The organism is Cyclobacterium sp. L-R, assembly GCF_056859355.1.
Genome location: NZ_JBSXOH010000049.1, coordinates 39,952 through 60,510 on the forward strand (window position 1 = coordinate 39,952; position 20,559 = coordinate 60,510).

At 38.4% G+C, this 20,559-nt stretch carries 14 protein-coding genes; 6 read left to right on the plus strand and 8 right to left on the minus strand.

Translation table 11 applies throughout. The features are described 5' to 3' along the window. From AC13EX_RS05305 to AC13EX_RS05320, 4 genes are all read right to left on the minus strand, one after another. The gene (locus AC13EX_RS05305) at window positions 1-2,175 is read right to left on the minus strand and encodes a bifunctional alpha,alpha-trehalose-phosphate synthase (UDP-forming)/trehalose-phosphatase (protein ID WP_048642871.1); all 2,175 of its coding nucleotides are present in this window, start codon (window positions 2,173-2,175) and stop codon (window positions 1-3) included. Between the two features lie 325 nt (window positions 2,176-2,500). Further along, the gene (locus tag AC13EX_RS05310; RefSeq protein ID WP_482891856.1) at window positions 2,501-2,863 is read right to left on the minus strand and encodes a hypothetical protein; all 363 of its coding nucleotides are present in this window, start codon (window positions 2,861-2,863) and stop codon (window positions 2,501-2,503) included. A gap of 1 nt (window position 2,864) precedes the next feature. Then, window positions 2,865-5,273: a penicillin acylase family protein gene (locus AC13EX_RS05315; protein WP_482891857.1), complete on the minus strand. Its 2,409-nt coding sequence runs from the start codon at window positions 5,271-5,273 to the stop codon at window positions 2,865-2,867. Continuing rightward, window positions 5,270-5,839, minus strand: coding sequence for a DUF2911 domain-containing protein (locus tag AC13EX_RS05320; RefSeq protein ID WP_482891858.1), 570 nt, complete (start codon window positions 5,837-5,839; stop codon window positions 5,270-5,272). Before AC13EX_RS05320 ends, AC13EX_RS05315 begins: the two co-directional genes overlap by 4 nt. 333 nt (window positions 5,840-6,172) lie before the next feature. On the opposite strand from AC13EX_RS05320, the gene AC13EX_RS05325 reads away from it, so the two are divergent. Next, window positions 6,173-7,228: an endonuclease/exonuclease/phosphatase family protein gene (locus AC13EX_RS05325; RefSeq protein WP_482891859.1), complete on the plus strand. Its 1,056-nt coding sequence runs from the start codon at window positions 6,173-6,175 to the stop codon at window positions 7,226-7,228. On the opposite strand, the gene AC13EX_RS05330 is transcribed toward AC13EX_RS05325, so the two are convergent. Further along, window positions 7,179-9,479 carry an efflux RND transporter permease subunit gene (locus AC13EX_RS05330; protein WP_482891860.1) on the minus strand — a complete coding sequence of 767 codons (2,301 nt, stop codon included), beginning with the start codon at window positions 9,477-9,479 and terminating at the stop codon, window positions 7,179-7,181. The two genes, AC13EX_RS05325 and AC13EX_RS05330, sit on opposite strands and share 50 nt — an antisense overlap. Window positions 9,480-9,682: 203 nt before the next feature. Here AC13EX_RS05330 and AC13EX_RS05335 point away from each other — a divergent pair, with 203 nt between their 5' ends. The 3 genes from AC13EX_RS05335 (at window position 9,683) to AC13EX_RS05345 (ending at window position 15,175) form a co-directional block, all read left to right on the plus strand. Continuing rightward, window positions 9,683-11,533, plus strand: a complete 1,851-nt coding sequence (locus AC13EX_RS05335) for a M1 family metallopeptidase (protein WP_482891862.1) — start codon at window positions 9,683-9,685, stop codon at window positions 11,531-11,533. Window positions 11,534-12,015: 482 nt separating this feature from the next. Further along, complete coding sequence (locus AC13EX_RS05340; protein ID WP_048642865.1) at window positions 12,016-12,375, plus strand: hypothetical protein; 360 nt, start codon at window positions 12,016-12,018, stop codon at window positions 12,373-12,375. Between the two features lie 376 nt (window positions 12,376-12,751). Beyond that, complete coding sequence (locus AC13EX_RS05345; RefSeq protein ID WP_482891863.1) at window positions 12,752-15,175, plus strand: glycoside hydrolase family 31 protein; 2,424 nt, start codon at window positions 12,752-12,754, stop codon at window positions 15,173-15,175. A 250-nt stretch (window positions 15,176-15,425) separates the two neighbouring features. On the opposite strand, the gene AC13EX_RS05350 is transcribed toward AC13EX_RS05345, so the two are convergent. Further along, on the minus strand, window positions 15,426-16,226 hold the full coding sequence (locus tag AC13EX_RS05350; protein ID WP_482891864.1) for a M48 family metallopeptidase: 801 nt from the start codon (window positions 16,224-16,226) through the stop codon (window positions 15,426-15,428). Between the two features lie 490 nt (window positions 16,227-16,716). On the opposite strand from AC13EX_RS05350, the gene AC13EX_RS05355 reads away from it, so the two are divergent. Further along, the gene (locus AC13EX_RS05355) at window positions 16,717-17,196 is read left to right on the plus strand and encodes a DUF4442 domain-containing protein (protein WP_482891865.1); all 480 of its coding nucleotides are present in this window, start codon (window positions 16,717-16,719) and stop codon (window positions 17,194-17,196) included. An 11-nt stretch (window positions 17,197-17,207) separates the two neighbouring features. Here the strand turns inward: AC13EX_RS05355 and trxA are convergent, their stop codons facing one another. Then, entirely contained in the window at window positions 17,208-17,528 is a 321-nt protein-coding gene (trxA, locus tag AC13EX_RS05360) for a thioredoxin (protein WP_482891867.1), read from the minus strand. A 78-nt stretch (window positions 17,529-17,606) separates the two neighbouring features. Then, window positions 17,607-18,146 (minus strand): DinB family protein, encoded by a 540-nt coding sequence (locus AC13EX_RS05365; protein WP_482891869.1) that lies wholly within the window; start codon window positions 18,144-18,146, stop codon window positions 17,607-17,609. Window positions 18,147-18,191: 45 nt separating this feature from the next. Here AC13EX_RS05365 and AC13EX_RS05370 point away from each other — a divergent pair, with 45 nt between their 5' ends. Beyond that, window positions 18,192-20,222: a M3 family metallopeptidase gene (locus tag AC13EX_RS05370; protein WP_482891870.1), complete on the plus strand. Its 2,031-nt coding sequence runs from the start codon at window positions 18,192-18,194 to the stop codon at window positions 20,220-20,222. The last annotated feature ends 337 nt before the right edge of the window (window positions 20,223-20,559 follow it).

Consider the following 20,559-nt stretch of genomic DNA (forward strand, 5'->3'; position numbering starts at 1 on the left):
TTATTCGACCAAGGTCTTTAACAATTCCCTTACCTCTAATGGGTTTTTGATGTTATAATTGGCCTGTGTATAGGTATACCCAACTCTAATGGTGTACGCATTTTTAGGCATGGCCTTAAAGGTATCCTCATCTGTCCAATCGTCTCCAAGTGCCATGATAAAATCATAGTCTTCTCCCTTCATCATTGCAGTAGCTGCTCTACCTTTATTAATATCAGGACGTTTAATCTCAAGCACCTTATTGCCTTCTAATACTTGAAGATTGTGGCCCCTGGCCATGTATTTAAGGTGGCTGAACAACTCTCTCATCCTAAGGTCTCCCAAGCCACTCTCAACTTTCCTATAATGCCAAACAAGCGAATGGTGTTTTTCCTCAATCAGGGCTCCTGGTGTACGAAGTACATAATACTCCATTACTTTCCGGATATCTTCTTTCCAGCTATCATCTACCTCCGCATATAAGATCCAATCTTCTTTTTGATCCTTTCTCTTCAGCCAAACACCATGCTCAGCAATCATATCCACCTTCTGTCCTTTAAACCATTCTCCTAATGTTTCCTTATCTCTACCACTTATTATGACAGTTTGGCATTGTTCTGCAAGGGCCGCCACCAATACTTTCAATTCTTCATCTGGAAATGCATCCTGAGGTCTGCCTTTAAACCCTACAAGAGTTCCATCATAATCCAAAAGCAATAAAGGCTTTTTGGCCGTTTTAAAAGCCACCTTCATTTGGTTGATGATTTTCTTGTCCAAAGCTTTGGATTCAAGATCCGCTTGTTTTTCCTTAACAAACTTCAACCTATCCATGAATACTTTAACCCATTGGAAAATATCATACTTTTTCAAACTGGATTGCATGGAAATCATTCGCACCTCCTGCTCCTCTTCATCCATTGATAGCGCCTCCACAATAGCACTTGTCACCCCTTCCTGATCATTAGGATTGACCAAAATGGAATCAACCAGTTCCTTGCTGGCCCCTGCCATTTCTGAAAGTATCAGCACACCTCTTTGGTTGGTTTTACTTGCTACAAACTCCTTACATACCAAGTTCATACCATCCCTAAGGGGAGTTACCAAAGCTATGTCTGACATACTGTAAAAAGCACTCAATTCATTAAATGGGAAACTCCTATAGAAATAGTGAATAGGCACCCAATTCAGCGTAGAAAACTTACTATTGATATGCCCGACCAAAGTATCAATTTCTTCCTTTAAGGCTTGATAGGACTTCACTTGGTCCCTAGATGGTACCACCACCATTATCATTGACACCTTCCCTCGGTACTCTGGATGCTCGTCAAGAAGTCTTTCAAACACTTTGATCCGGTTTGGAATACCTTTTGAATAATCCAAGCGATCGATGGTTATCAATAATTTCTGATCGCCAAGGGTCTTTTTAAATTTCTTTACATACTCTTTGGTTTTAGGGCTTAAAGCTGCTTGTTCGAACTTGTCGTAATCAATGCCCATAGGAAAGGCATCCACATTTATCAAGCGGTTGTCAGCTTGGATAAAACCACTTTCATTGGATAGTCCGAGAATTCTGCCCACCGCACTCAAAAAGTGACGCATGTCATCATAAGTGTGAAAGCCTATCAGATCAGCACCCACCATGCCCTCAAGCATTTGTTTCCTCCATGGAAGCATTCGAATAATCTCATAAGAAGGAAAAGGAATATGTTGAAAAAAGGCAATAGTAGCATTGGGCAATGCCTTTCTGAGCATCATTGGTAACAATAATAATTGATAATCATGTACCCAAATGGTGTCATCTTCATTTGCTTTGGCAAGTATGGCATCACAGAATTTCTTATTTACCTGCCAATAAGCATCCCAATACTCATCTTCATAATTGATATGCTGAGTGAAATAGTGAAAAGCCGGCCATATTGTTTCATTGCTAAAGCCCTCATAATACAATTCCACGTCTTTTTTTGTCAAAAAGACTGGGGCCATTTTTAATTTCTTCAACTCATCTACTACTTCAAGTCGCTGACCTTCATCTTCAACATCGTTCCCTGGCCAACCTATCCATATATTTTCTCCTTCCTTATATATTGAACCCAAACCCGTAGCAAGACCTCCTGCACTGGGTTTAAATTCAAACTTTCCATTTTTATGCTGTAAACTAATTGGTAGTCTATTTGAAACAATAATCGTTTTTGACATTTTTTTTATGTTGGTTTTATAGAAAAATTATTTTTACAAAAGCTAATTATAACTTTCAACCCGAAATGGACAAGGACAAGTCAGTTAAGCTCCGGTATCTTCCCAAAATCTAATTGTTCATCTGATTTTGATTTCACCAATACTAGGCTTTGCTGCATTCCAATGTCCTTAATTAATCATTGACATTTATAACAAATACTATACAAATTTAATAATCCGGGAAAATTATTATTCTGGGTTTTATTGTTTACTCCAATATAATCAAATTGACAGGAATAAAAAACATTGACTGAATTCGAAGTCACAAAAAAAAGGCCAAAAATTTCTAGTAGTTACTGTCTCTCTCCATAAACAGTTTACCAAAAAAATTGCCAGTCAATGAACTTGATCCTCCGATCAAAAAACCCAAAAGACCTGTAATTCCTACCAATATTGTTCCATTCGAAAAACCCATGATTTGGGAGAACTTATCTGGGAGATCAGAACCAGAAACAGACCATATAATTAAGGGGGCCAATATCCATACTATGGCTACGCCCAATGCCCCTGCAATAAAGGCTAAAAAGGCAGATCCTCTAAACCAAGCCGAAACCCCACCTATCAAAATCATCAACACATAATAAGGCACAAAGGAACCTAAAAGGTAGGCCAATAAAGCTATAATCAATACATGTACTATAAACTTCATGTTAATTAGGGGTATATTTGGTTTGAAACAACATTTCTGAAGAATTGCCCCTATTCCTCAACTCAATTTTTAAATATTCTCCAGAAGCCCAGGCATCCACAAAATTGTCATAATATTTACTTCCTGGATTACCGGATTGTCCACCGGGGTATATGCCTAAAGCTTTAATTTCGGGACCCATTTCTACAATCATTCTCCATCCTGGCCCCCAATCTGAGGCCGATGCATTGACAATTCCTTTGCCTCCACCAATTGGGATTTCAAACCTTCCAAAAGGAGTTAAATTTGGAATCAAATGACTTAAATGGGTGTTTTTATATGCCGACCAGGAAATAGAATCGGAATTTTCGGTCAGGCTTTTCATCTCATCTACCATCCCTAAATACCCTTCATTTATCCAATAAGAAGCGGTCTCTTTTGCTGCTGTATTGGATTTATCAAACCAATCCGCATCTGGTTCATTCTTAAGAAGGTTGGACAAGGTGAATTTATTCGGGTAAGTAATGGGCAATCCTTTGGTATCCCAAGAACCAAACAATGCGCTTTCCATATGATCCCACCAAGATTTAAATAGCGCAGGGGCAAATTTTTCAGCAGAAGCATTATAGTCCCAATCTTTCAATTCAGCCAACCAAAACGCCTCCTTTTCAGTCCCTCCCCCCCTAACACTGTCAAGCATTAATGGAAGAATTTCCGAGGCATGTAGGTTAAAGTTATCCAATTGGAGATTTTTCAAGTCCTCCACAGTAATCCCCGATTTTCCTGTAAGTTGATCGGTTATTCTTCTATTTCTAAAATATTCATAGTTATTATTATAGACAAAATAGGGGTAATTATAGGAAACAGGATGCTGATTTGCTGAAGTTAAAAAGCCTTGTTCAGGATTCTTAATTTGAGCATTGTGCTCTGTAGGAATAAACCCTTGCCATTCATACATTGGCTTGCTCCCATCCATAAGGAATTTTCCTTGGCCTTCCCATTTTAATGGAAACCTACCTTGGATTTTCAAGGCTATGTCTCCCGAACCGGAGGCAAAAACAAAATTTTGAGCGGGAGCTACGTAATGAGTGAGTGCCTCTATAAAATCCCCATAGTCTTTGCCTTTATTTAACCCAATAAAAGTTTTACTCTCATTGGATTCTCCATGGGCTGTCCATTTCAAGGCAAAGTCCAATGGTTTTCCTTCAAATTTAAAGTTTCTATCATAGACTACCGGCCCGTAATGGGTATATACAACCGTATCTACAAATTCATTTTGGCCTTTCACAAGGAAGGTTTCCAACTGAGTGGTACTTTGTATCCATTGCCCATTGTACAAATACTCTTCTCTGGATTGGTCTTTAAAGGTGATTCTATACCAATCTTTCACATCCCTGTCTGCATTTGTACTCCCCCAGGCCATGTGCTCGTTAAAGCCTAAGATTACCCCTAGGGTTCCAGGTAAAGTTGCTCCTTTTACTGTATATTCTGGAGTGCTCAATTGCATGGCAAACCATAATGAGGGTAAATTTAAAGCCAAATGCGGATCATTGGCTAAAATGGGATAGCCTGAAGCTGTTTTTTCTCCAGCCACAACCCAATTGTTTGACCCTAATCCTGGCTCTTTCTCTGGTAATAATTCAGTTATTTTTGTGGAATCTAGAAATTCAATGCCCGGTTTTATTACCTCCAAAGGTTCAAAACCCCAATCCTCTTTGGTAATTACTGGCACTACCCCTTCAGGTTTATCTGGAAAAAGTTTATCCTGCCATTTATCACCAAAAATATTCCGAAAATTAGTATAAGCCAGGTCACTGTCTCCTGACAATGTTTCTGACATATTCATCAGAAATAGAAGTGTTTTATAAGGGGTCCAGGCTTCGGGATAATAATCTAAAAGCTTGTATTCTAGTGGTAAGTCTCTTGGGGAAAGTTGATCTATATAGGCATTCACGCCATCCGCATAGGCCAACATTAATTTCAAATTTTCAGGGTCTTCTTTTTGAAGGTATTTAAGCTTATTCTTCGCTCCAAAGCCTAGCCCCTTTCTTCGCATCTCCCTGTCACGGTTTAGTGCTATGGGCCCAACAATCTCAGAAAGTCGGCCTTCAGCTGCCATTACCTGAAATTCCATCTGCCACAACCTGTGCATTGCAGTGACATAACCTTGAACCCTATAAAGATCCATATCGTTTTCCGCGAAAATATGAGGGATTAGGTTTTCATCGTAATCCACCATCACTTCCGACTGAAGACCATCTATAGCCACCTCAGTTTCCGGATCATAATCTTCACTGTAAGCATTTTGCCAGAAGCCTTTAAAAGGATCAAAAACTTTGGCCAAAGGTGGGAGCTTTGCCAAATTAATGGACAAGCCTACAGCAACCAACAATGAAAACAGCAATGAAAAGAAGAACCCTATGTATTTCATTCAATATTTACCAATACTTTCGCTTTTTCCCATTTAATTTCTAAACCTTCACTTACCACTTCTATAGTAAGGGATTCTTGGTTGCTTGATCCAAAAGTAGGATTAACAGCTACCCTCAAGACATCATTTTCTTCGTTGTATTGAAAATGTCCGTGTTCCAAATCCCAGTCAGCGTTTAATATCACTGTCCAAGGTTCGTTTTCTCTTGGGATGGTAAACAAAGAATATTTCCCTGCTTTTACTATTTCCCCTTCAACCAGAACATCTGAAGCAAAGTTGACATTTGTAGCTTCATTGGCACCTGTTCTCCACACCTCACCATAGGGCACCAAATCTCCCCAAATAACTCTCCCCTTAACAGATGGAGCTCCGTATTGCACTGTTATCTCTTTTCCCTTTACTAGTCCGGAGGAAGATTTTAAAGGACTTGCACGCTCTTTAACTTCCTTAACTGCTTCCTCTTCCACTGACTCAGCACTTTTTGAAGATGGGTTTGAACAGGAAATAATCCCTAAGCAAATCGCAAAAACAAATACACTGAAAAATGGGATTGTAAGGTTTTTCATAAAGTTTAAGATTAAATTTTACACTAATCTATGTATTTTTTCCTTAATCTTCCATGGATTATAGGTTAAATATCGTATTCCTAATACTCGTGGTAAATCTATTGTTTAAATGATTCAAAGGCTCATGCCAAAGACAAATGTCTCCATGGAGTTTCCATTCTCTTTCCAAAAAGTCCTTGCATTCCCTCTAACATTGTACCAAGAACAACGAGGTAAAACAATCCTAAAAGCCAAAACTTGAGCTAAATGAAGAGGTGCTAAGTAGTAAAAAATTTAAATATATTGGTGGAGTACAAAATTATTGCCAATTTGGGGCTTGTTTAAAACAGCAATATGCGATTTATTATCATTACCATCTTTTTAGCATCCTTGGCACTCTTCTTAAGTGTGCATATTTCCCCTGAGACATGGGATTATACGGGTTTATTGCCCCTACTCATACCAGTATTCCTGTTATTGAATCTATTTCTTGTCGTATTGTTGCTTTTCGGAAGATTTCGCTTAATCATTTATCCGATCCTAGTCTTAATAATTGGCTGGAAATTTTTGGTAGTCACCTTCCAATGGAACAGTCCTGACACCGTTACTGAAGGATTCTCCTTTCTAAGTTACAATACCATGTTGTTTAATAACAGCTGGGGGAATGACAGTGAAAGCAAAATAACAAACTCAATAAAATGGGCTCAAGAGAATCCTTCCGACATCAAGTGTTTTCAGGAATTCTATCAGGATTTTACTACCCCATCTAGAAATGCATTGAAGATGATTGCCAACAACGGTGATTATGAGTATGCCTACTATTCTGCAAATGGCAATGAGAAAAAGAAATCGTACGGGATAGCCATTTTTAGTAAATTTCCAATTATCAATAGCGGTAAAGTTTTTGACAACAAAAGGAATAATGGAGCCATGTTCGCTGATATTAAAATCAATCAGGACACCATCAGGGTTTACAATACCCACCTTGAATCGATGAATATTAAGGCGGCTGACCTTGACAATTTAGAGGGCATAAAAAACCAGTACCGATCCACAATTAAAAAATTGAAAGCTGGAATAAAACTGAGGACCTCACAAATGCAAATTCTAAAAAAACACCTATTGAGCAGCCCTTATCCAGTGATTTTGGCTGGAGACTTCAATGATTTACCCTACAGTTACACCTACTTTAGTCTTCGGGAAAATTTAGAGAATGCCTTTGAAAGCAAAGGAAGAGGCTTTGGCTTTACCTACAATAAGGTATTGTTCTTTTTAAGAATTGACAATGTGTTTTTCGACAAAGCCCTGGAAGTTTTGCAATTCAAAACTTTAAGAGAAGTAGATTATTCCGATCATTATCCTATTTCTGCAGTGTTTGCTTATCCTGATCTGGTGAAAGCCGACGATTAATTTTCTCCTTTATTACCTCCTTAAATGGCAATAACAAAACTGGTAACCATAGTAAATCTGCCAAAACAGCAAACAACAAAGACAGGCTTACCAACACCCCCGTGAACCAAGGTATTTCCAGACTACTAAATGTCAACATTACAAATCCTGAAACTAGAATTAGCGTAGTCAGAATTATGGCTTTGCCTGTGGTAAGATAAGTAAGGTAAAGTGCTTTCAATAAGCCTTGTTGCTTTCTCATTTGCATCTGAAGATTGGTCATAAAATGGATACTGTCATCCACAGCAATGCCAAAAGCTATGGCAAAAACAATGGAGGTTGAAAGTTTGAACTCAATTCCAAACCAATACATAACACAGCCTATCCAAAGCAAAGGCACAATATTAGGCAGGATAACAATTAGAGAAATCCTCCATGACCTAAACAGAAAACCAATAATGATCCCTACCAATAAAAAGGCAAAGCCAAGACCACTAAACACCTTATAGGTAACCAGTTCATGACTTTTATCAATTAGAAAAGAAGTGCCTGTTAGTCTTACTTCTAGCAAAGAAGCATCTATTTTATTGGCCACAAATTCCTCCAATTTTTGGTGCTGTTTTTTACCCAAAAGACTACCACCATCTGCCATCTTTGTGGATAGCCTACCTTCCGTTTTATCTGCTGTCCATAACTTTATGTTTTGAGAATCACCAATCCTATTTGCCATTGGCTGCATTCTTTCATAGGCAAGTGGTGAAGGCAATACAAAAGCCTTTGGATTGCCTTGGTTTTTGGCTTTGTTCACTGCCTTTACCGCTGTAAGGGGAGACATAATAAAACCTGACCCAAAATTTCCCCGAACAAAACCTTCAAGCTTATCTATTTCTTTCAGGACCTTGTAATCAAAAAGAGTCAAATCTTTACTCCCTGCCTGAAGGTATATTTCCAATGGTTTTGATCCTCCATACTGTTGGTCAAAAAATCGAAAATCTTCCAACAATGAATGTCCTTCTGGTAAATTATCAAGAATATAGCCATTGGTCTTCACCTGAGACATAAAGTAGCCAGCTAATAAAGTGAAAACGATAAATGTGAGGGAAATGGTTTTACGGTAATTGGTGATTTTTTGAAAAAGAAATCTCAATCCACGGTTCCATCGCTTTGCCCACACTTCTTGATTGGTTAAAGGCAATGGGGGCAAGTGATACAAGGCAAAGGGCAAAATGGAAAACAAGGATAAAAACATAAACATAACCCCACAACCAGTATACAAGCCAAACCACATCAAACTAGGCACATTGGTAAAATACAAGGAGACAAATCCAAGAGAAGTTGTCAATGCGGTAAGAAAAACAGCTAGCCCTAAAGACTTAAATGCACCGAAAATGGCTTTTTCTTTTGATTCAGAGGCTATCAATGCTGCTTGATAATGATTGACCACATGAATCATCCCACTGAGACCAATTACCATCAAAATAGGCGGTTGCATCACCGACATTACATCCAACTCCCCTCCCGTTAAAAGCAAAAAAGACACACTCCAAAAAATACCTGTTACAATAATTACAAATGGAAGAACGACTCCCCACCAAGACCGGTACATTAACCAAAGCAAAAACAATACACCCAGAATGGCAAAGTTCAAGAAAAATGCAAACTCTTGTTGGAGTAAGTTCACAAAGGCACCCTGTGCTTTGATTTTACCAGCTGTTCGAAACCCATCAAAGTCATACTCATGGAGCTTGCCTGCTATCTTATCATACACCACATCGCCATTTTCCTTGCTTATCATCTGCTCATTTTGCACCAACAGCAACAGGCTACTGCTATCCTCAGCGATGAGATTACCCATCCATTGCTTGTCTGCTTTAATCTTTTGAGAACTTTTGGAAAGGGATTGGCTATTAGACCAGTTTAACAATGGTCTAAAATTGACACCAAACGGGCTTATTAAAGGCTCCTTTTGATTTAAAACAGAAACCACCTCCACTACCCCATTGATATGCAGCAACTCATTTTCAAAAGCCAGGCACTTTACTAAAAAAGCACTGTCAAAAACACCTGTTTTATTTTCAAGGGCTATAAGCAGGTAATCGTTGTCATTTTGAAAAAGCTCCCTGTATTCCTGATAAAAGTCCAATTCGGAATCATCATGTTGGAAAAAATTTTCAAAATCATAATTAAAGCTTACCCCATGCCAGGTAAGAATAAAAAACAAGGAAACCACTCCTGCAAAACCTAATGCCCACCTGGAATTACTTCTATCCATTCTGTACTTTTTTACCGCTTAACAACCACAAAAACAATCCAAATACATTATCCCCAATAAATAAAAACCAATAGCAATCTAATAAAACCTGCATTTGCAGACCTCTTTATCATTATTTCTTTCGCAAGAAAACTCTCAAGCCAACTAAAGGTTTTGGCTGCTTGCATAATTTACCATATTTTAGCACCCAAAATTACGCACACATGAAAAAAATTACGGTACTTTTTATTGGGTTTATTTGTATCCTTATCTTATTTGACCCACAAGTATTTGCACAATCTGGAAGATGGCAACAATCGGTAAGTTACAAAATGGATGTTGAAATGGACGTAAAGACCAATCAATACCAAGGTCATCAGGTCATTGCCTACAGCAATAATAGCCCGGATACGCTAAACCAATTGTTTTTTCATCTTTATTACAATGCGTTTCAGCCCAATAGCATGATGGACGTCCGATCACGCTCCATTGCGGACCCTGACAGGCGAGTTGGAGACAGGATTTCCAAATTATCACCTGAGGAAATTGGATACATGCACATTGAATCTTTGCTTTTAAATGGTCAGCCCGTGATCATGGAAGAAGTAGGGACAATATTGGAAGTAAAATTACCTGAACCCATTTTACCCCATTCTACAGTACTCTTAGAGAGTAAGTTTAAAGCCCAGGTACCTTTACAAATTCGAAGAGCAGGGAGAGACAATGCTGAAGGCATTAAGTTCTCTATGTCTCAGTGGTACCCAAAATTGGCCAACTATGACGAACAAGGCTGGCATGCCAATCCATATATAGGTAGAGAGTTTTATGGTATTTGGGGAGATTTTGATGTTAGAATCACCATTGACAAGTCTTATATATTAGGGGGAACAGGCTATCTCCAAAATAAGAATGAAATAGGCTATGGCTATGAAGAGGAGGGTGTATCCGTCAAAAAGCCTTCAGGGCCTACTTTAACATGGCATTTTTATGCCCCGAATGTACATGATTTTATGTGGGCTGCAGACCCCAACTACACCCATGACAAACTGGTCATGGAGAATGGTATTACTTTGCACCACCTCTATGTAAAGAGCAAGGAAACTAAAAATACCTGGCCTAAGCTGAAGGAATACACTGAAAAAGCCATGAAATATTTCAGTGAAAACTACGGAGCTTACCCTTACAAACAATATTCTGTTATTCAGGGAGGCGATGGAGGAATGGAATACCCTATGTCTACCTTAATTACTGGTCACCGACCAATGGGAAGCCTGGTAGGTGTTATGATGCATGAATTGGCACATAGCTGGTTCCAAGGAGTTCTGGGATCTAATGAATCCCTATATTCATGGATGGATGAAGGCTTTACTACCTATGCAAGCAACCAGAACATGGCCGTTAACTATTTAAAAACTTCAACTGAGTCTCCCTTAAAAGGTTCCTATACCAGCTATGAAAGGCTAGTCAAATCTGGACTTGAAGAGCCACTGTCCACCCATGCGGATCATTTCCATACCAACACTGCCTATGGTGCTGCTGCTTACTCCAAAGGATCACTGTTTTTAGCTCAATTGGACTATATTATTGGCGAAGAAGTTAAAAATAAAGGCATGTTGAGGTATTGGGAAGAATGGAAATTCAAACATCCTAATGTCAATGATTTTATCAGAGTGATGGAAAAAGAGAGTGGATTAGAACTTGATTGGTACAAAGAATACTGGGTCAACTCTACTAAAACCATAGATTACGCCATTTCCTCAGTCAACGAAAACAACAAATCATTGGATGTGGTCTTGGAAAGGAAAGGCTTAATGCCAATGCCTATAGATTTGGTGGTTACCTACGAAAATGGAAAAAAGGAAACCTTATATTTCCCATTGACCATAATGAGAGGAAACAAAAAAGCAGAAAGTCACCTGCCTGAAAGAACCATGACCCAAAGGTGGCCTTGGACGAACAATACCATTGAAATCAAAATTGATCAGTCCTCCTCTCCTGTTAAATCACTGCAAATTGATGCTTCAGAGAGAATGGCAGACATAGACAAATCCAATAACAGCTGGACAGCGCCATAGTAAAGTATAAAACCTGTATTAAAATGCCCCCAAATAGCAATTCGCTTATTGGGGGCATTTTTTTTATGAGCAAACAAATAAGCTCCCAAAAATAAAATACATCCTATATTAAACGGCAAACCCTGTCTGTTACCAATCACTTTATTGTTTAATTCAACCTAGACAGAAGACATCACCCCAAGAACCCAAATGGATTAACACCAATGACCTGGCACCTATTTAGTTAATAATCATAAGGTTACAGACAAAACACCTTGCCTACAAATGCCTATTGTTTACTTTTAAGTAATAATAAGTATACCATATCGCTCACCACACCACTCTTCACAGGGAACCATTCCTTTTATCAGTAATTATCCTCCTTTAACACCTTATTACACCGATCACATAAATAAAATTTGTAATTTTTTCTTTTAAATACTGGGAATTCCATCAATATATCTTTACCTTATGAAAGGTTTAATTCTAAAAATTATCTAAACATGAGGACAGCTACCATTTTCTTTTTTTGCTCTTTACTAATTTCATTTGGTGTAAACGCGCAAGATCTTCCTGAGATTGAAAGACAGACGAGGGATCAAACCTACCATTTTCAGGAATTTGAAGCCATGCAACTTGATGCTATTGATCCGGATAGAGTATCTGTTACTACTGCCAATGCTGGAAATATGGCTTTTGAAAGATCTCCAAATATGGTTGCGCCAATGGGAAACTATAAAGACTTTAAAATCATTAAAATCACTCTGCCTGCAAAACCATCAATTGTACCAGAGAAAAACATTCAATTTATCCAACCCAAGCAATATTTGGTAAAGAGAGCCATAAAGAAAAAAGAAAATTAACACTTACAATCCTCGGTTTTTATTTTTTTTGATGAGGGTTATTTGGTCTACATTTACTGTAATCCATATAACCCTATTTTTTCTTCTTCGACACCCTATTAATACAAATCGATTTTAAGTTAAGCATAGGCCTTATAACTCAAAGACATTTTTAGCCTAATGATTAAACCCGGATTAGGTAATAGAATGTCTATTGCATATTTCGGGTTAAATTGTATACTTAAAATCGAAACTGGTAACTACAGTGGTATTGATCGATTTGATCTTTTTAGCGCTAAGCTCACAGCTTAGCCGATATACTTTTTAAGAAGAAAATTAACACCTTTTTTATTCTGACAAATAATGTCGAATTTGAAGTCTCCAAACAATTTATTCTATGGCCAATGAAAATTTAGGATTGGATGTTACAGGTAGGATCATTAGTTGTTCATTTACTGAATCTGAAGTCTATGGAAGGACCGAAAATTGCGTTTTCCGGCTAACCATTTATGCGGAAACCAGCATCAGAATTCAGGTAAGCCGACAAAAAGATTTCTCTCCAAACCCGTACAGTGTTGTTTCCTCTACTCTAAAATGCAATTATTCTTGGGAAGAAAACGATGATTTTTACCTACTAAAAACTAGCCAATTACAAATTCACCTAGATAAGAATAATTTTCGTCTTTTATTTAAGAATTCCTCGGGTCTAACCTTGAGTGAAGACGACCCAACATTTGGAATAAATTGGCAAGGCACAGCTGTTAGTTGTTATAAGAAGCTCCAACAATGGGAAAAATTCATTGGACTGGGTGAAAAGACAGGAGGACTTAATAGGTACGGGCAAACTTACACCAATTGGAATACAGATCATTTTGGTTACGGCACCAATGCTGACCCATTGTATTTATCTATCCCTTTTTATATTGGGCTTCATCATATGAATTGCTATGGAGTGTTTTTTGACAACACCCACAAAAGCACTTTTAACTTTGGAGCTGGGAACAACCGATTTTCTTATTTCACAGCTGAAGATGGTGACCTAGATTATTATTTCATTCATGATGAATCGGTAAGTGGGATTATTACCGCATATACTGATTTAACAGGTAAAACACCTATGCCCCCAAGATGGGCTTTAGGCTACCAACAATGTCGCTACTCCTATTATCCAGAAAAAGAGGTGCTCAGACTGGCAGATACCTTTAGAGAAAAACGCATTCCTGCTGATGTAATCTATCTTGATATCCATCATATGGAGGAATTTAAAGTATTTTCCTTTGATAAAAAGGCCTTTCCAAACCCCGCCAAACTTATAAAACATCTAAAGCAAAAGGGTTTCAAAGTTGTGGTTATTCTTGACCCGGGAATTAAGGTAGATTCAAATTACCGGCCCTTTATAGATGGCCGTAATAAAGATTTGTTTCTCAAATACCCGGATGGAGAAAATTACGAAGGAAAAGTATGGCCAGGATGGTGTGTATTTCCTGACTTCACCAATCCAGAAGTCAGGGATTGGTGGGAGCAAAAATTACAGTTTTACATTGATGCTGAAGTAGATGGTTTCTGGACCGACATGAATGAACCTGCTACATGGGGCCAAACTGTTCCTGATTTGGTTCAATTCCATTATGAAGGACAAAATGCCAATCATAAGAAAGCCAGAAATGTTTATGGATTTCAAATGGCCAGGAGCACAAAAAACGGTCAACTTAGACACCAAGAAACCTTAAGACCTTTCGTATTGTCCCGATCGGGCTTTGCAGGAATACAGCGTTATGCTGCTGTAGGGACGGGAGACAATGTGGCCAGCGATGAACACATGATGGCAGGGGTAAGACTTGTAAATAGTCTGGGCTTGAGTGGCGTTTCTTTTTCAGGATATGACATAGGTGGTTTTGTGGGCAATACTAACCCACAATTATTTGCCAGATGGATAACCATAGCCACTTTTTGCCCTCTATTTAGGGCACATACCATGATTAACAGCAATGCTTCCGAGCCTTGGGCCTTTGGAGAGGAAGTGGAAGAAATAGCCAAAAATTATATTCGTTTGCGGTATAAGTTGATGCCACTTATTTATAGTGCTTTCTACAACAGTTCGAAGTCAGGAATTCCGGTCGTAAAAAGTCTATCTATAGATTATTCCTTTGATGACATTGTTTACCATGGGGCCTTTGAAAATCAATTTCTTTTCTGCGACAATCTACTGGTAATGCCTGTGGAAAGTCACAAACAAATAACAAAAATCTATCTTCCCCAGGGCGACTGGTATCATCTGTTCACTGGAGAGCGATATGAAGGGAATCAGGAAATGCTTTGGGAATGCCCTTTGGAATACCTTCCCGTATTTGTAAAATCAGGGGCTATTCTGCCAATGCAATCAGCTACAAACCATGCGGAAGACCCACATGATGGGCAATTGAATGTCCACATTTACAGAGGTCAAGGCAGGTCCAGACAATTGGTATATGAAGATGATGGAAAAAGCATGGCTTATCAAAAGGGGGAGTTTTCAAAAATACTCTTTATCATGGATTTTGGTAGCAATACCTTAAGTATTGATGAGTTTTCATCAGGTTTTGCCAGCAAATTTCATACTGCCAATATCTATTTCCATGGATTCAATATTTATAGCGCAGAACTAAGCAACAACCAATTAAAAATAACAAAAACCAATATTGCCTTTCTGGATGAAATTTCTCCCTTCGACCCTTTGCCCGACGGCAACCATTCCTTTCAAATATGTCAGGAAGTTCCAGGGATATCAATTTCCTTGCAAAAAAATGAGGTTCAGAAAATCACTTTAACCCGGATTTTGTAATAGGATTTCTCCGCCCTGACAAGGTCAGGGGTGATGCCTGTCCCGTGTTTACGGAAGTGTTGCAATCGCAAGAAAATCAGGCTGTTTGGAGATTTTAGCATAGCACCGCTATGGTGAAATTGAAAACAGCAACGAAGTGGCTGATTTTATAGTGATTTCAGCACGTAATAGATTGTCTATTGCCTATTTCGGGTTTAAACACGGCTATATAAAAAAATCCCCTCTATAATTTATAGAGGGGATTCGAATTTTATTTTTCCTTGTTGTAATACTTCAAGGCTTCATTCATTTGCTTGTTTAACTGCTCTATTCGCCTTTCTGGTCCAGGGTGTGTAGATAAAAATTCCGGTGGACGTGAAGAACCTTCCGATTGGGCATTCATTCTTTCCCAAAAACCAGGAGCCTCTCTTGGGTCATATCCTGCTATAGACATAAATATTAAACCCAACTGATCTGCTTCAAGTTCTTGGTCTCTACCGAATTTCAACATGCCTACTTGCCCTCCTATTCCCACAGCTTGCAAAAATATGGTTTCTGTTAAACTTGGATCCTCACCCAAGGCTACTTGTAAGCCACCAATCAGCCCATTTGCGACCATCCCTTGAGACATACGCTCTCTAGCATGGCTTGCAATGGCATGAGCAACTTCATGCCCCATAACTACAGCTATTCCTGTTTCATCCTCACATATAGGCAAAATACCAGTATAAAAGGCGACTTTTCCTCCAGGCATACACCAAGCATTCACCTGATCACTTTCCAATAAATTAAAATCCCATTTAAACCCATCCGTGATGGAAGAATAACCATTGTCCTTCAAATAGGTGTCTACAGCCTCAGCAATGCGGTTTCCAACCTTGACAACCTGCTGTCCTTCCTTGGTACTGGTAAGCACTTTACTTTCCTTTAAAACCTGACCATATTGATCATAGGCCAAAGGTAAAACTTCAGAATTACTTACAATACTCAACTGCCTTCTACCACTTAAGGGAACTGTAGCACAACTGTAAACAATTAACCCTATAGAGAGTAATGTTAATATTTTTTTCATGTTCTTTTAATTTCAAACTGACGAATCAAATGCAAACCTCCAAAAAAGATGCCAGATAAATAAGAAAAGCTAAAAATTAATAGTTTAAACCAGCACCAACCAATCTCTACTTTCTCTTTCAATAGAACATCTGACCTAGATTCCATGAATATTATTCCCACCAATTTAACTTGAAATAAGGAATTGTTATCGAAAAAATCAAAAAATTCAACCTATGCAGCTTGTAACTAGATGAATAGGCCTACTCATTGTTGTACAGGTATAATAGCTGAAAACCAAACTACAATGCTTTTGTTACAGCGATAGTTTCATTATCAGCGAATAATTTGACTTTAAACTGGCTTTCCTATTTTACCACATAAGGTTAAGATAAAATTCACGGGCACATGTGAATTCTATTGTACTATTTGGGCTGAAGTGAAAATAATATCCTTTAGTTTTATTAGAGACCAACAAATAGTATTAATTTCAATACCATATCCTTTTGACTATGAACAAGAATCAACAACGTTTTATCAATTACATGTCCCGATTTGTAACCTATACTTGGTACATGCTTGGCAACCTTCCATCAGTTGTTTTTTGGGGTGTTAGGATAAAGAAAATCAATATGGATGCATGTCAAACCACTATTCCATACAACTGGCGAACTAAAAACCCCTTTAAATCCATTTACTTCGCCACTTTATGTGGAGGCGCAGAATTGGCTTCAGGATCGCTCTGTTTGCTGCATTTGACTGGCAGTGAAAAATTCTCAATGCTTGTCGTTGACTTCAATGCTCAATTTGTTAAGAAAGCAGATGCTGAAATAACCATGAAGTGCGAGGACGGACATTTGATAAAACAAACGCTATCAGGACTTGCGCAACCTGGAGACACATCAACTTTAAAAACTACAATAATTGGACACAATCCAAACAATGAGATAGTGGCCAAATTTGAGGTAACTTGGTCATTTAAAAGAAAATGAGCTAAGCTAAGCTACCCCTGTTTTGCCATAGCCTGTTTATTGATCACCTCTACCAATTGTTTGGCGGGAACCACTCCTGATTGTCTCCAAACTATTTTTCCATTTTGAAACAGTACTAGTGTAGGCACACTTTTGACTTGAAACCTACTAGCAGCAATTGGGTTTTTATCGATATCAATCTTTATTATTTTGGCTTTATCCCCCACTTTCCCGGCAGTTTCTGTCAGAATAGGTTGCATCATTTTACATGGTCCACACCAGGTAGCATAAAAATCAACCAGAACGGGCCGATCTCCTTTTATTATTTCCGAAAAACTTTTTCCTTTTGCCATAACGTTAATATTAAAATCTTTAACAAAAATAGGGTTTTCTACTATAGGAATCAGTGATATATCTCACAAAGGAAAAGCCTATCCAATCAATGGAAGGTAATCCTTTTTAATTATCTGAATATGATGCTCCATATGCCCAAAAATAATGAAAATAAGTGCGGATAAAGACATAGGACCCGAACTAACCGAACCTACATTTTCCCATTTGGATTGGGGAATATCATCAATAAATTGCCAAAGTAGCTCACGATGCAAAATAAAGGTGGACAACAGCTTATCAGGTGCGATGGCATTAAAATCCGCATTGATCACGTAACTATCCTGATCGAAACCTGGCAAATTGCTTTTTTCACCCCGGCAAATACTTAAGGCCCGGAAATGCATAAGTTTTTCAGTGTCCGTTATATGTCCCAACAACTCACTGAAAGACCATTTTTCAACACCATAACTCAACAAAGCCTGATCCTTTGATAGCTTCTCATAAATCGACTTAATAAACATTTCTTGGTCAAGTGAAAGCTTCTTTAATTCCTTAGCAGATGCCAAATCAATGTACCTCTTATAAAAGAGTGGGAAATCTCCTGCTTTAGGAATCTTAAGTCCTTTAGTAGTCTCCATTATTTTGTTAATTTTGTGTGATAAATTCAAATATAATCATTCGCTATGAATCCATTATTGGCAAAATTTAATACCCCGTTTGAAACAGCACCTTTTGATAAAATAAAAAACGAACATTTCCTCCCCGCTATCAAAAGTGCCATAGCGGAAGTAAATGAGGAAATCAAGCAAATAAAAGCCGCAGCATCTCCCGATTTTGAAAACACCATTGTGGGCCTAGAAAATTCAGGGGAAAAATTATCTAGTGCAGCCTCCATTTTTTTTAACATCAATGCTGCTGAAACCAATGATGAAATTCAACAACTGGCACGCGAAATTTCCCCACTTCTATCAGCCCACAGCAATGATGTTCTACTTGATGAAGCGCTCTTTAAAAGAGTAAAAGCAGTGTATGACCAAAAGGATCAATTGAAGCTAAACGCTGAACAAAGCACACTCCTTGACAAAAGCTATAAATCTTTTATCAGAAATGGAGCGCTTTTGGAAGGGGAAGCCAAAGATAGACTTAGGGCGATCGATCAGAAATTGTCAAAATTGGGCCTTCACTTTGGGGAAAATGTATTAAAAGAAACCAATAAGTACGAATTGGTATTGTCAGATGAAGAGGACCTAGAAGGCCTTCCTGATGGACTAATTGAAGCCGCTGCTCAGACGGCTCAAGAAAAAGGTAAAGAGGGGAAATGGGTATTTACCTTGGCTTTTCCAAGTTATGTACCTTTTATGACCTATGCCAAAAACAGGGCGTTAAGAAAGGAGATTTTTATTGCCTATAATACCAAGTCTGCCAAAGGGGATGATTTAGATAATCGGGAAATAATCAAGGAAATCCTCAAACTAAAAGACGAAAGGGCAAAACTTCTGGGTTATGAAAATTATGCCGCATTTGTCTTAGAAGAACGCATGGCTGCAAGTGGGGAGCAAGTAATGACTTTCCTCGATGAGTTACTTGAAAAGGCAAAACCTAAAGCACAAGCAGAGCTCAAAGAATTAGAGGCTTTTGCTCGTAAAACAGACAATATCGATCAGCTCTGCAAATGGGATATCAGCTACTACGCCGAGAAGTTAAAGATGGAGAAATATGCGGTGGATGATGAATTGTTAAAGCCTTATTTTGAATTGAACCGCACCATAGATGGGGTTTTTACTACTGCCGAAAAATTATACAACATTACATTTAAGGAGAATAAAGACATTCCGGTTTATCATCCGGATGTAAAAGCCTATGAAGTTAATGATGAAAATGGAAATCATCTGGCTGTTTTTTATGCAGACTTTTTCCCTAGAGCAGGCAAAAGGAATGGTGCTTGGATGACGGTTTACAGGGGACAGCGCATTGTGGAAAATCAAGAGTACAGGCCTCATGTGTCCATCGTCTGCAATTTCACCAAACCCACAAAATCAAAACCTAGCCTACTTACCTTCAATGAAGTTACAACCCTTTTTCATGAGTTTGGCCACGCGTTACATGGTATGTTGGCTAAGGGCACTTATGGATCTTTATCGGGAACCAATGTCTATTGGGATTTTGTAGAGCTACCGTCTCAAATATTTGAAAACTGGTGCTATGAGGCTGAATGTCTTGACTTATTTGCCAGACATTATAAAACCGGTGAGCCCATCCCTACTGCTTATATTGAAAACATAAAAAAAGCAGCCAACTTCCATCAGGGATTTCAAACTGTCCGACAAATCAGTCTAGGCCAATTAGACATGGCCTACCATACTACTGACCCGAAAGACATAAAAGACCTCTTCGAATTTGAAAATGAGGTAATGAAGCCCACCTCTCTGCTTGAACCTTTGAAAAACACCATGATGAGTTCTTCCTTCTCTCATATTTTCCAGGGCGGTTACGCTGCGGGCTATTACAGTTACAAGTGGGCAGAAGTATTGGATGCCGATGCCTTTGAATTGTTTCAGGAAAAGGGTGTATTTGACAAAGAAACAGCTCAATCCTTCAAAGACAATATCCTGTCCATGGGAGGTAAGGAGCATCCTTCAATTTTATTTGAGCGATTCAGAGGAAGAGGCCCTAAACCTGATGCTCTAATCAGAAGAGCAGGTCTAGAACTATAGATTATATTGACTTGCAGGCAAGGCTAAATTCTTTGCCTGCAACTTTATTCCAAAAGCCTAAATCGCCATTTTTTTTCTCCTAAATTAAGGTGTTAAATAGGTGTCATTTTATAGCTAAACCGGCTAACATTTTTTATGGACTTTTTTAAACCCTAAAACTCATTAGGCTTATCTCAAAAATATTTTGCAGGCATAGATTGGAAGCTATAATAGCAAAAGGGGCTCGAATGGGCCCCTTTATTAACTCATTTCGGAAAAACTTGTCTAAGTCCGTCTGTAGGGAAAAATTTATTGGTACTCTAAATGATAATAAAACCTACTATCAGCAACCATATAA

Coding starts and splice junctions, on each gene's coding strand:
- AC13EX_RS05325 (WP_482891859.1), top strand. CDS start 6,173: ATGCGATTTATTATCATTACCATCTTTTTAGCATCCTTGGCACTCTTC.
- AC13EX_RS05315 (WP_482891857.1), bottom strand. CDS start 5,273: ATGAAATACATAGGGTTCTTCTTTTCATTGCTGTTTTCATTGTTGGTT.
- AC13EX_RS05305 (WP_048642871.1), bottom strand. CDS start 2,175: ATGTCAAAAACGATTATTGTTTCAAATAGACTACCAATTAGTTTACAG.
- AC13EX_RS05355 (WP_482891865.1), top strand. CDS start 16,717: ATGAACAAGAATCAACAACGTTTTATCAATTACATGTCCCGATTTGTA.
- AC13EX_RS05310 (WP_482891856.1), bottom strand. CDS start 2,863: ATGAAGTTTATAGTACATGTATTGATTATAGCTTTATTGGCCTACCTT.
- AC13EX_RS05345 (WP_482891863.1), top strand. CDS start 12,752: ATGGCCAATGAAAATTTAGGATTGGATGTTACAGGTAGGATCATTAGT.
- AC13EX_RS05370 (WP_482891870.1), top strand. CDS start 18,192: ATGAATCCATTATTGGCAAAATTTAATACCCCGTTTGAAACAGCACCT.
- AC13EX_RS05320 (WP_482891858.1), bottom strand. CDS start 5,839: ATGAAAAACCTTACAATCCCATTTTTCAGTGTATTTGTTTTTGCGATT.
- AC13EX_RS05350 (WP_482891864.1), bottom strand. CDS start 16,226: ATGAAAAAAATATTAACATTACTCTCTATAGGGTTAATTGTTTACAGT.
- AC13EX_RS05335 (WP_482891862.1), top strand. CDS start 9,683: ATGAAAAAAATTACGGTACTTTTTATTGGGTTTATTTGTATCCTTATC.
- AC13EX_RS05340 (WP_048642865.1), top strand. CDS start 12,016: ATGAGGACAGCTACCATTTTCTTTTTTTGCTCTTTACTAATTTCATTT.
- trxA (WP_482891867.1), bottom strand. CDS start 17,528: ATGGCAAAAGGAAAAAGTTTTTCGGAAATAATAAAAGGAGATCGGCCC.
- AC13EX_RS05330 (WP_482891860.1), bottom strand. CDS start 9,479: ATGGATAGAAGTAATTCCAGGTGGGCATTAGGTTTTGCAGGAGTGGTT.
- AC13EX_RS05365 (WP_482891869.1), bottom strand. CDS start 18,146: ATGGAGACTACTAAAGGACTTAAGATTCCTAAAGCAGGAGATTTCCCA.